Source organism: Halomonas sp. BC04, from assembly GCF_000568385.1.
The window spans coordinates 1-11,382 of record NZ_AZQX01000431.1 but is presented as its reverse complement, the minus strand read 5'-3'; the positions used below and the strand labels follow the sequence as shown (position 1 = coordinate 11,382).

The window sequence follows — 11,382 nt, the reverse complement described above, 5'->3', positions numbered from 1 at the left end:
GCGGGTGCCCGAGGGCCTGGCGCGGCTGCCAGCGGCGCTGCGTCCCGTGGTGCGTCACCAGGCCGGCCGGGACAAGGTGGATGCCACCCGGGAGGCGTATGACACCCAGGGCGTCGAGGCAGAGGTGGTCGACTTCATCGATGACATGGCGGCGGCCTACGACTGGGCCGATCTCGTGGTGTGCCGTGCCGGGGCGCTGACCGTCTCCGAGCTGGCGGCCGCCGCCAAGCCGGCCCTGTTCGTACCCCTGCCCCATGCGGTCGACGATCACCAGACCGCCAACGCCCGTGCCCTGGTTGCGGCGGGGGCGGCCGAACTGTTGCCGCAACACGACATGACGGCAGTGTCTCTCGCCGAGCGCCTGACGACACTGCTGCAACCCGATACCCTGGCCACCATGGCGCAGCGCTCGCGGGCGTGTGCGCACCTCGATGCCGTCGAGCGGCTGGTGGCCGGCTGCATGGAGACAGCTCTTGAGCGATAGCACCCTGAGGCCGGTTCCCGGCCAGGCAACGTTGCCCCGCCATGGGCGAGGCCTCGGCATGCGCCGTATCCGGCGTATTCATTTTGTGGGCATTGGTGGCGCCGGCATGTGCGGCATCGCCGAAGTGCTCTCCAATCAGGGCTACCAGGTCAGCGGTAGCGATCTCAAGGCTTCGCCGGTCGTCGAAAGGTTGCGTGACCTGGGCATCCAGGTCGCCATTGGTCACGCAGCCGAGAACGTCATGAGCGCCGATGTGGTGGTGGTCTCCACCGCCGTGGACGAGTCCAACCCCGAGATCCTGTGGGCTCATGAACATCGACTGCCCGTGGTCCGCCGCGCCGAAATGCTGGCCGAGCTGATGCGCTTTCGTCACGGCATTGCGGTTGCCGGGACCCATGGCAAGACCACGACCACCAGCCTCACGGCAACGCTGCTGGGCGAAGGAGGGTTGGATCCGACCTTCGTGATCGGCGGACGGTTGACCAGCGCAGGTACCAATGCCCGTCTGGGGGAGGGGGACTACCTGGTGGCCGAGGCCGACGAGTCCGACGCCTCCTTTCTCCATCTTCAGCCCATGGTATCGATCGTCACCAATATCGATGCCGACCACATGAGCACCTACGGCGGCGATTTCGAGCGACTGAAGAGCACCTTCATCGAGTTTCTCCACAACCTGCCTTTCTATGGGTTGGCCATTCTGTGCATCGACGATGAGCATGTGCGTGGCCTGCTGGAGCGAGTTCACCGCCAGTTCGTCACCTATGGCTTCAGCGAGGATGCCGACTACCGCATCGTCGATTTCGCTCAGGAGGCTGGCGAGGTACGCTTCACGGCGCTGCGTCCCGACGGCTTGGCGCCGCTGGCGGTGCGGCTGGCAATGCCGGGGCGTCACAATGCACTCAATGCCATGGCCGCCATTGTGGTAGCCACCGATGCCGGCGTCGACGACGCCGCCATCCTGCTCGGCCTGGCCGGCTTCGCCGGCGTGGGACGTCGCTTCCAGGTCCATGGCCACTTTCCGCCACCCGGCGGCGAGGGGGAGGTCATGCTGGTGGACGACTATGGGCATCATCCCCGGGAAGTGGAGATGGTCATACGTGCGGTACGCGCCGGCTGGCCGAAGCGTCGTCTGGTGATGGTCTATCAGCCCCACCGCTATACCCGCACCCGAGATCTCTACGAGGATTTCGTCAGGGTGCTCAGTGGTGTCGATACGCTGCTGCTGCTGGATGTCTACAGTGCCGGCGAGGCCCCGATACCCGGCGCCGACGGCCGGACACTGGCGGGCTCCCTTCGCCAACGGGGCGGGCTGGATCCCATCTTCGTGCAGCACAAGTCGGAACTCCCCGAGCTGCTGGAGCGGGTGCTGTGTCCCGGGGATATCCTGATCACCCAGGGAGCCGGCGACGTGGGTGGCATCGCCCTGGGCCTGGCGCAGAGTGGGCTCAAGCTCGATGAGGTGTCGCTATGATTTCAGCCAGTGATTTTGGGCGTGTGGTGGTGCTCTACGGCGGAGATTCCGCCGAGCGTGAGGTGTCGCTCAAGAGCGGAGCGGCGGTACTGGGGGCGCTGGAGCGGAGCGGCGTCGATGTGATCGGTTATGACCCCTCGGAGGGTGGTCTGGCCGGGCTCGAGGCGCTGGCGCCCGATCGCGTCTTCATCGCCCTGCATGGTCGTGGCGGCGAGGACGGGACACTCCAGGGGGCGCTGGAACTGCTGCGCATCCCCTATACCGGCAGCGGCGTGCTGGCCTCGGCACTGGGCATGGACAAGCAGTTGACGAAGCAGGTCTGGCAGTCGCTGGGCCTGCCGACGCCGGCGTCGCTGATGCTCGAGCCCGATGCGACTGGGACGATGTCATCGCCCGGCTGGGCCTGCCACTGATTGTCAAGCCGGTCCATGAAGGATCGACCCTGGGGATCAGTATCGTCGAGAGTCGTGAGGCGCTGGTGGCCGCCTATCGCGATGCCTGCCGATACGACGCGCGGGTCATGGCCGAGCGCTTCATCGCCGGTGAGGAGTATACGGTCTCGCTGCTGGGCGAAACGGTACTTCCCGCGATTCGTGTCGAGGTACCCGGTGGCTTCTACGACTACGACGCCAAGTACGTCTCCAACGATACGCTCTATCACCTGCCCTGCGGGCTTGAGGCCCATGAGGAAGCGGAGCTGGGCGAACTCTGCCGCCAGGCCCTTCGCCGCCATCGGTGGTGAAGGCTGGGGGCGGGTCGATGTCATGCGCGATGCGGAAGGGCGCTTCTGGTTGATCGAGGTCAATACCTCGCCGGGCATGACCGATCACAGCCTGGTGCCGCAGGCGGCGGCCCATGCGGGGATCGATTTCGATGCCTGGTGTGTCGCATTCTCGCCGCCACGCTGGCGAACGGGCGGACATGAGCAAGCGCGGCTCGCTGACAGGGTTGCTGCTGCTGCTGATCCTGCTCGGGGCCGGTGGCCGGGCGCTCTGGACCTGGCTGGACCGGCCCATCGAGCGAGTCTCCATTCGGGGTGATCTCAATCATGTCAGCGCCGACTATCTTCGCTCCCAGCTGGCCCCCCTGGTCCAGGGGGAGACTTGGCTGTCGGCGGACCTGCCAGCCCTGCGACGGCGCGCACGTGCGGTGGATTGGCTGGCGGAGGTGCGTGTGGCTCGGGAGTGGCCCTACGCCCTGGCCTTCGAGCTTGTCGAGCAGGTGCCGGTGGCTCGCTGGAACGACGACTACCTGCTCAACCCGGAAGGTGAGCCCTTCGCCTTTGCGCCGGTGGTGCCTCCTTCCGGCTTGCCCGACCTCGCCGGCCCCGTCGGCAGCGGGGCCGAAGTGCTGGCCTACCATGACCGCCTGGTGCCACGCTTCGACAACCTGGGGCTGACCATCACCCAGCTCAGGCTCGAGCCGCGTGGCGCCTGGCGATTGCAGCTTGATGATGGGGTCTGGGTCATGCTGGGGCGCAGCGATCGTGAAGCTCGCCTGGCCCGCCTGGGGGCCGCCTGGCAGCGGCAGCTGGGACAGCAGGCAGAGCATATCCGCTATATCGATTTGCGTTATCCCAATGGGGTTGCAGTGGCATGGCACGGCGAAACGGAGATCGAAGAGGCGGAAAACGACGATGCAGGCTGAGTCCTTTTTTGAATGCACGGCTACAGGATTCGAACGAAAGCGGTGTTCCTTTTGCGAGAAATAACCCGTATCGTGATCGCAGTTTTACGTATTGGACTGGTGGTTTAACGCTAGTTGTTCCTATAATGGGCGCAATGACCATTTAATGAAGAATAGTGGGATTCCCAGCGGGTCAAGTTTTAGGAGATACCCCGACGCATGGCAGTCACTTCCAATTCATCTAACATGGTAGTCGGACTGGATATCGGAACATCCAAGGTGGTAGCGATTGTCGGGCAGCCAACCGATGATGGCGGCATCGAGATCGCCGGCATCGGCTCACACCCCTCCCGCGGTATGAAAAAGGGCGTCGTGATCAATATCGAATCCACGGTGCAATCCATTCAGCGAGCCGTGGAAGAGGCCGAATTGATGGCCGGCTGCGATATCCATTCCGTCTATGTGGGCGTTGCCGGCAGTCATATCAGCTCGATGAATTCCGATGGCGTGGTCGCGATAAAGGATCGCGAAGTCATGTCAACCGACATCGATCGGGTTATCGACTCGGCAAGGGCAAGGGCGATATCCGAGGGGCAGCGAGTCCTGCATGTTTTGCCCCAGGAATTCTCCATTGACACCCAGGGCGGTATTCGCGAGCCGCTGGGCATGTCCGGCGTTCGTCTCGAGGCGCGTGTCCACCTGGTGACGGCGGCACTCAACGCGGTCCAGAACATCGACAAATGTGTTCGTCGCTGTGGGCTGGAGGTGGATGCCATCATTCTCGAGCAGCTCGCGTCCAGCATGGCGGTACTCACCGAGGACGAGCGGGAGCTGGGCGTCTGCATGGTGGACATCGGCGGTGGCACTACCGATATCGCCGTCTTCACCGAAGGGGCCATACGCCATACGGCGGTGATACCCATTGCCGGTGATCAGGTCACCAATGACATAGCCATGGCGTTGAGAACGCCGACCCAGTACGCTGAGGAGATCAAGGTCAAGTACGCCTGTGCCTTGACCCAACTGGCTTCCAGCGACGAAATGATCAAGGTGCCCAGTGTCGGCGACCGTCCGGCCAGGGACCTTTCCCGCCAGGCATTGGCGGAGGTGGTCGAGCCACGCTACGAGGAACTCTTCACCCTGATTCGTGACGAGCTGCGTCGCAGCGGCTTCGAGGACCTGGTGGCGGCTGGTGTGGTGCTGACAGGCGGGACGTCGCGGATGGAGGGCGTGGTCGAGCTGGCCGAGGAGATATTCCATATGCCGGTTCGCATTGCCTGCCCGATCAACGTGCGCGGTCTGGCCGATGTGGTTCGCAACCCGATTTATTCGACGGGCGTTGGTTTGCTACATTACGCCCTTCAGGAAGTGCGGAACGGGCGAGGGCGCGAGGGAAGGTTGGTCGCGGCACAGCCCGGGCGTGATGACGTCTCCCGGCGTGGGGTAATGGAAGGGATTCCGGCGCTGGCAAGAATCAAGGGCTGGTTGAAAGGAAATTTCTGATTAGGGCCGCGGCGCGGTCCAGGAGACGGGGCTTATGTTCGAACTGGTAGATAGCGCACCCTCGAGCAGTGCGGTCATCAAGGTAGTCGGCGTGGGCGGTGGCGGTGGCAACGCCGTCAACCACATGGTCGAAAGCAACATTGAAGGCGTGGAGTTCATCTGCGCCAATACTGACGCCCAGGCTCTCAAGCGGGTGTCGGCGAAAACCGTGCTCCAGCTGGGTGGCGAGATCACCAAGGGCCTGGGGGCGGGTGCCAATCCCGATGTCGGCCGTCAGGCTGCCATGGAGGACCGAGAGCGCATCGCCGACTTGATTCGTGGCGCCGACATGGTCTTCATCACAGCCGGCATGGGTGGCGGTACCGGTACCGGCGGTGCACCGGTGGTTGCCCAGGTGGCGAAGGAGCTGGGCATCCTCACCGTGGCCGTGGTCACGCGACCCTTCCCGTTCGAAGGCCCCAAGCGAATGCGGGTCGCCGAGGAGGGCATGAAGGAGCTCTCCGAGCATGTCGACTCCCTGATCACCATCCCCAACGAGAAGCTGCTGTCCGTGCTTGGCAAGAACGCCAGTCTGCTGACGGCATTCAGTGCCGCCAACGATGTACTGTTGGGCGCCGTGCAGGGCATTGCCGAACTGATCACCAGCCCCGGTATCATCAACGTCGACTTTGCGGATGTGCGCACCGTGATGTCCGAGATGGGCATGGCGATGATGGGTACCGGGGGCGCGACTGGCGAGAATCGCGCCCGCGAGGCGGCCGAGAAGGCGATTCGCAGCCCGCTGCTCGAGGATATCGACCTTCATGGGGCTCGCGGCATTCTGGTCAACATCACCGCCGGCCCGGATCTCTCCATCGGTGAGTTCAACGATGTGGGTGCCACTGTCCAGGAGTTCGCCTCCCAGGATGCCACCATCGTGGTGGGCACCTCGATCGACATGGACATGACCGACGAGCTGCGTGTCACCGTCGTGGCGGCCGGGTTGGAAGGGCGTCAGCAGAAGGTGGCTGGCCGCGAGACGGCCAAGCGTTCCGAGGGCAGCGACTATCGCCAGCGCGCTCAGCCTGCCATGCGTCAGCAAGGTGCCGCGGCCAAGGCCGAGCCACAGGAGGCCCCGAAGCCGCAGCCCGAGAAGCGCCGCACCCCCCAGGAACTGGATGACTATCTCGACATCCCGGCCTTCCTGCGCCGCCAGGCCGATTGAGATCGGCCACTGCGCGATCTGGCAGGGTCAGGTGATGTTTTTTTGTTGAAACACCTGTTCGGTGTTATAGTGAACGGTGTTTGATAACTAACAACTGCCTGGCTACTGCCCATGATCAGACAACGCACCCTGCAAAACAGCATCCGCGCCACCGGCGTCGGACTCCATTCCGGCAAGAAGGTCTATCTGACGCTGCGCCCGGCACCGGTGAATACCGGTATCGTGTTCGTGCGCACGGACCTCGACCCGGAGGTCCAGGTCCCGGCCAGCGCCTCGCTGGTTACCGATACGACGCTGTGTACCGCGTTGTCACGGGACGGCGTCAAGGTCGCCACGGTGGAGCATCTCATGTCCGCCCTGGCGGGGCTGGGCATTGATAATGCCTATGTGGATGTCAGTGCCCCTGAAGTCCCGATCATGGACGGCAGTGCCGGCCCCTTCGTCTTCCTGATCCAGTCGGCAGGCATCGCCGAGCAGGAGGCGCCGAAGCAGTTCATCCGTATCAAGCGCGAAGTGCTGGTACAGGAGGATGACAAGGAAGCGCGTTTCCTGCCCCATCAGGGTTTCAAGGTATCGTTTGCCATCGAGTTCGATCATCCAGTTTTCGAAGATCAGAAGCAGACCGCCGTGGTGGACTTTTCCACCACCTCCTTTGTCAAGGAGGTATCCCGGGCACGTACCTTCGGCTTCATGCGAGATCTCGAGTACCTGAGGGCCAACAACCTGGCGCTGGGCGGAAGCCTCGACAATGCCATCGTTGTCGACGACTATCGCATCGTCAACGAGGGCGGCCTGCGCTACGAGGATGAGTTCGTCAAGCACAAGGTGCTCGATGCCATCGGCGATCTCTATCTTCTGGGCCACAGCCTGATCGGTGAATTCCGCGGCGTGAAGTCGGGCCATGCGCTGAATAACCAGCTCTGTCGTGCCTTGCTGGCCCAGCCTGATTCCTACGAGATCGTGACCTTCGAAAACGAGCGCGAGCTGTCGCCGATCTCCTACGCCCAGCCCGCCATGGCCTGACGGCCGACGAAGACGCTTCGCGTCATTAATGACAAGCGCCGCGCTCCGTGAGGAGGGCGGCGTTTGTGCATCATGAGAACCAGGCTTTCATCACGCCGGTGATGCGGCGCATGTCCCTTTCCGAAGTGATGTAGGCCGGCATGGTATAGAGCCAGCGCCCGAAGGGGCGCAGCCAGACGCCCTGTTGGCGTGCGAAATCCGCGACGCCTTTCAGCGAGGCGGGATCCCGGACTTCGATCACGGCGGTGGCGCCCAGGGCGCGGACATCGGCGACCAGGGAGTGCGCGCGCAGCCGGGTATCCAGCACCAATTCCTCGCGCAGGATCCGATGGAGGCCGGCGATCCGGTCCAGGTAGTGCTCCTCCTCGAAGATGGCGAGACTCTCCAGCGCGACCCGGCAGGCCAACGGATTGCCCATGAAGGTGGGGCCGTGCATGAAGGCATGATAGGGACTGTCGCCGATGAAGGCATCATGCACCCGATCCGTGGCCAGCGTCGCGGCATGGCCCAGGTGGCCGCCGGTCAGCCCCTTGGAGAGCACCATGATATCCGGCGTGATGCCGGCGTGGTCGGCGGCGAACAGCCTGCCCGTGCGGCCGAAGCCGGTCGCCACCTCGTCGAACACCAGCAGTAGGTCGAACTCATCGCATAGCTCACGTGCGCCCTTCAGATAGAGCGGCGAGGTCATGTTGAGGCCCCCCGCCGCCTGCAGGAGCGGCTCCATCAATAGTGCCGCGCTCTCATGATGATACTGCTCAAGCACCCTGCGCAGGGCAGCGAGATCCTGTGCCACGGCTTCAGGTTCGGCATCGTAGGGTGCCGTGGGGGCGGGGGCAAAGTGGTGACGGGGAAGGTAGCCGGCGAAGAGTGAGTGCATGCCCTCCTCGGGGTCGCAGACCGCCATGCAACCGCTGGTATCGCCGTGGTAGGCCTTCATCAGCGACAGCATGCGGTGCTTGCCGGCTTTTCCGCGCAGGTGGTGATACTGCACCGCCATCTTCATCGCCACTTCCATGCCCACCGAGCCGCTGTCCGAATAGAAGACATGATTGAGACCCTCGGGGGTCACGCGGACCAGCTCGCTTGCCAGGCGATCGGCGGGCTCATGGCTCAGCCCGCCGAGCATGACGTGGCATAGCTCGCCGGCCTGTTCGCGAATCGCGGCCACCAGGCGCGGGTGGCCGTAGCCATGAATCATGCACCACCAGGAGCAGGTGGCGTCGAGCAGTTGCTCTCCGCTCTCCAGGGTAAAGCGGGGACCTTCACCGCCGACCACCTTTGGCGCCGGCGACTGGGTCTTGAGGTGGGTATAGGGGTGCCAGACATGGGACATCAGCGAGCCTCCGTTGGATGGCGACGGACAGGAAGGGAGCGAGGACTGGGGGAGCTGTGCAGGTCGGTGCGGCGAGAAAGCGCCGGGCACGCACAACGGTGCCTCGCATTATTGCGAAGCGTTAAAAAAATAAGGAAATCAATACACTAGATTGGTGCGGATGGGGAGACTTGAACTCCCACGCCCGAAGGCACCAGAACCTAAATCTGGCGTGTCTACCAATTCCACCACATCCGCAGGGTTGGGCAGGCGTCCACATTGTACGGACGCCCGCCGGCAAGTCAATCGCCATCGGGCAGCATGAGACAGGCGGCGGCGGACTCGGGGCGCATCGGCCCATCGATGGCGTCCAATCGTGGCAGGATTCCCAGGCAGGGGCCGGGGAGAGTGCGCTCGAGGGTGGCCAGGTTGGCGTCATAGAGAGCGGCGTCGGCGGCAAAGTCGGCGTCGAGCAGATTGCCTATCCAGCCGGCCAGGCGCAGTCCATCGGCGAGGATCGCTTCCGCGGTTAGACGCGCATGGCTGATACAGCCAAGCCGAAGGCCGACGACGAGGATCACCGGCAGCGCGAGGCGAACGGCCAGCCCGGAGAGGTCCTCGCTGTCATTGATGGGCACCCGCCAGCCCCCTGCCCCTTCGATCAGGGTCAGGTGCTGGGGGCCTTCCAGCAGCGGCTCGACATGGCCTGCCAGTGCCGCCAGGGTGATGCCCCGGCCGTCCTGTTGCGCCGCCAGGTGGGGGGCGATGGCGGGAGCGAAGGCGAAGGGATTGACGACGGCATAGGCCACGGCCGGCTCGCTGCGCGACTGCAGGGCGAGCGCATCGTCGTTGCGCAGCCCTGCGCTGGTAAGCCGGCAGCCCGAGGCGACGGGCTTCAGGCCGAGGGTGGAGAGGCCTTGGCCTGAAGCCCGGGCCAGCAGGCCTGCGGTGACCAGGGTCTTGCCGGCGTCGGTGTCGGTGCCGGTGACAAAATAGGCAGGCATTGGACTCATTTCCTGTCGAGAATCAGCGTCAGGCGTGTGTAGCTCACCGGCAACCCCTGGGGCTCGCGCAGGGCTTCGAAGCGTCGGGTGGCGTGGGTCAGGTCCGCCCGGGTGACACGGGCATCAGGGCGTGCCGTCTGGGCGCCGATGCCTTGATGGAGGCCATCACCGCGGCCAGGTCTGGATAGAAGAAGCGCTCGACGCGCTCCTCCAAACGAATGCCGTCGAAGCCGGCCAACCGGGCACTGGCCAGGTGCTGCTCACGGGTGCGAAAGCCGAGCAGGCCGGAGGAGGACCAGGCGTGGCCCACTTCGGCCAGTGTGCCCGGCCCAAGGGTGTTGATCAGGGCTCGGCCACCTGGGCGCAGTACGCGCTGGATCTCCGACAGCACGCCATCCAGATCTGGGCACCACTGAATGGCCAGGTTGGAGAAGATGACGTCCTGTGTTGCCTGCTCCAATGGCAGCGCCCCGGCGTCGGCCTGGAGCCACTGGACGCGCTCACCATGGACGTCGCGGGCCTCGGCGAGCATGCCGGGGGCCAGGTCGAGGCCGGTTACCCGTGCCCTTGCCCCGTAACGAGAGGCCAGGCGCGAGCTCCAGTGTCCCGGGCCGCAGCCGAGATCGAGGATGGCTGTGGCACACGAGGGCAGGTGGCGCCAGAGTGCCTCGCCCATGGAGAGCTGCGCCCCGGCCAGGCTTGCATAGTGGGGTGCAGCACGGGAAAAGGCGTGGGCCACCCGGCTGTGCCACGCCTTGGCTTCGGATGGCGCGATGAAGCCCGTTGCCGTCATGATGCGGGCTCCTTGCCATGAACGGATGTACCGGCCTCGCATCCGGCGTGCCGGGCGATAGCCACCAGTCGGGATGCGAGCTGGTCGGGTCGGGTGAGCATCGGACAGTGCCCCGTTGCGCCGAACGTGACGTCGGCGGCGCATCGCGCAGCAGGGGAGAGCAGGGGGTCCTGCTGGCCTGCCATGTGCAGCACTCGGCAGGGTGGCGCGGCGAGCAGGTGGGCGATATCGAGCGTGGCCAGTTGGGTCAGCCCGGCAGAGAGCGTCGAGTGGGAGGCACTGGGCTGTCTGCCGATCAGGTCCAGCAGCCGCCGGTGGGCGGTGCGGGGGGCGGGCTCCCCCTGAAGCTGCCAGCGCAGGAAGTGCTGCCAGGTGGCTTTCGGGTTGCGTGCAAAGGCGCGGCGGAAGGTGGCCAGCTCCTCCGGCGTGACACCATCCGTGGCACAGAACCGGGCGCCCATTCCCAGCATGACCAGGGTGCGTGGTGGAGGCAGGTGCGCAAGCAGTGCACAGGCGAGCAGCCCACCCAATGACCAGCCGACCCAGACGGCATCGGCCGGTAGCGCCATTGCCATCCTGCGCCCAAGGCCGGCCATGTCTTCGGGGGCCAGCGTCTCCGGGGGGGGGTCGCCTGCGGGTGTATCGATGCCTTGGCTGGAATAACCGGGCCAGTCGGGTGTGGTGACCTGGATGTCGTCGGGCCAGTAGGGGGCGAGGGAGTGCCAGATCCTGGCATCGATACCCCAGCCGGAGAGCAGTACCAGGCGGGTCATTCCGCGCACTCCAGCTGCTGCAGTCCGGCCAGGGTTTCCAGCAGGCTATCGAGGGTGTCGTGGGTATGTCGCGCACTCAGGGTGATTCGCAGGCGCGCCTGGCCTGGAGGCACAGTGGGCGGCCGAATGGCGCCGACGAGAAAGCCCGCCTCCCGCAGCGCTGCGGCCCAGCGCAGTGCGGGCGCTGTC

General features: G+C 64.8%; 10 protein-coding genes, 1 tRNA gene and 2 pseudogenes. 7 read left to right on the top strand and 6 right to left on the bottom strand.

Annotation, left to right across the window (positions count from 1 at the left end; translation table 11 throughout):
- From Q427_RS28360 to lpxC, 7 genes and pseudogenes are all read left to right on the top strand, one after another.
- Nucleotides 1–484: glycosyltransferase (locus Q427_RS28360; protein ID WP_043518983.1), on the top strand; the 484-nt coding region annotated here is incomplete at its 5' end.
- Nucleotides 485–542: 58 nt separating this feature from the next.
- The gene (gene murC, locus Q427_RS28355) at nucleotides 543–1,955 is read left to right on the top strand and encodes a UDP-N-acetylmuramate--L-alanine ligase (RefSeq protein WP_051496806.1); all 1,413 of its coding nucleotides are present in this window, start codon (nucleotides 543–545) and stop codon (nucleotides 1,953–1,955) included.
- Nucleotides 1,952–2,880 (top strand): annotated as a pseudogene (locus Q427_RS28350) (D-alanine--D-alanine ligase). The gene murC and the pseudogene Q427_RS28350 overlap by 4 nt, the downstream one beginning before the upstream one ends.
- On the top strand, nucleotides 2,877–3,602 hold the full coding sequence (locus Q427_RS28345) for a cell division protein FtsQ/DivIB (protein ID WP_043518976.1): 726 nt from the start codon (nucleotides 2,877–2,879) through the stop codon (nucleotides 3,600–3,602). Before Q427_RS28350 ends, Q427_RS28345 begins: the two are co-directional and overlap by 4 nt.
- Before the next feature lie 198 nt (nucleotides 3,603–3,800).
- A complete protein-coding gene (ftsA, locus tag Q427_RS28340) occupies nucleotides 3,801–5,084 on the top strand; it encodes a cell division protein FtsA (protein WP_043518975.1) in 1,284 nt (427 codons plus the stop codon).
- Between the two features lie 34 nt (nucleotides 5,085–5,118).
- A complete protein-coding gene (gene ftsZ, locus Q427_RS28335) occupies nucleotides 5,119–6,288 on the top strand; it encodes a cell division protein FtsZ (RefSeq protein WP_043518974.1) in 1,170 nt (389 codons plus the stop codon).
- 111 nt (nucleotides 6,289–6,399) lie between these two features.
- Complete coding sequence (gene lpxC, locus Q427_RS28330; protein WP_043518972.1) at nucleotides 6,400–7,311, top strand: UDP-3-O-acyl-N-acetylglucosamine deacetylase; 912 nt, start codon at nucleotides 6,400–6,402, stop codon at nucleotides 7,309–7,311.
- Nucleotides 7,312–7,381: 70 nt separating this feature from the next.
- Here lpxC and bioA read toward each other — a convergent pair whose 3' ends face one another.
- The 6 genes and pseudogenes from bioA to Q427_RS32915 all read right to left on the bottom strand — a co-directional run.
- Entirely contained in the window at nucleotides 7,382–8,647 is a 1,266-nt protein-coding gene (gene bioA, locus Q427_RS28325; RefSeq protein ID WP_043518979.1) for an adenosylmethionine--8-amino-7-oxononanoate transaminase, read from the bottom strand.
- 149 nt (nucleotides 8,648–8,796) lie between these two features.
- Nucleotides 8,797–8,881 (bottom strand) — tRNA-Leu (locus Q427_RS28320).
- A 44-nt stretch (nucleotides 8,882–8,925) separates the two neighbouring features.
- A complete protein-coding gene (gene bioD, locus Q427_RS28315) occupies nucleotides 8,926–9,627 on the bottom strand; it encodes a dethiobiotin synthase (RefSeq protein ID WP_043518970.1) in 702 nt (233 codons plus the stop codon).
- Nucleotides 9,628–9,724: 97 nt separating this feature from the next.
- Entirely contained in the window at nucleotides 9,725–10,420 is a 696-nt protein-coding gene (locus tag Q427_RS28310; protein WP_331280727.1) for a methyltransferase domain-containing protein, read from the bottom strand.
- Nucleotides 10,417–11,193: an alpha/beta fold hydrolase gene (locus Q427_RS28305; protein WP_051496805.1), complete on the bottom strand. Its 777-nt coding sequence runs from the start codon at nucleotides 11,191–11,193 to the stop codon at nucleotides 10,417–10,419. Before Q427_RS28305 ends, Q427_RS28310 begins: the two co-directional genes overlap by 4 nt.
- Nucleotides 11,190–11,382, bottom strand: a pseudogene (locus Q427_RS32915) (8-amino-7-oxononanoate synthase); the annotation flags it as partial. The gene Q427_RS28305 and the pseudogene Q427_RS32915, both read right to left, overlap by 4 nt.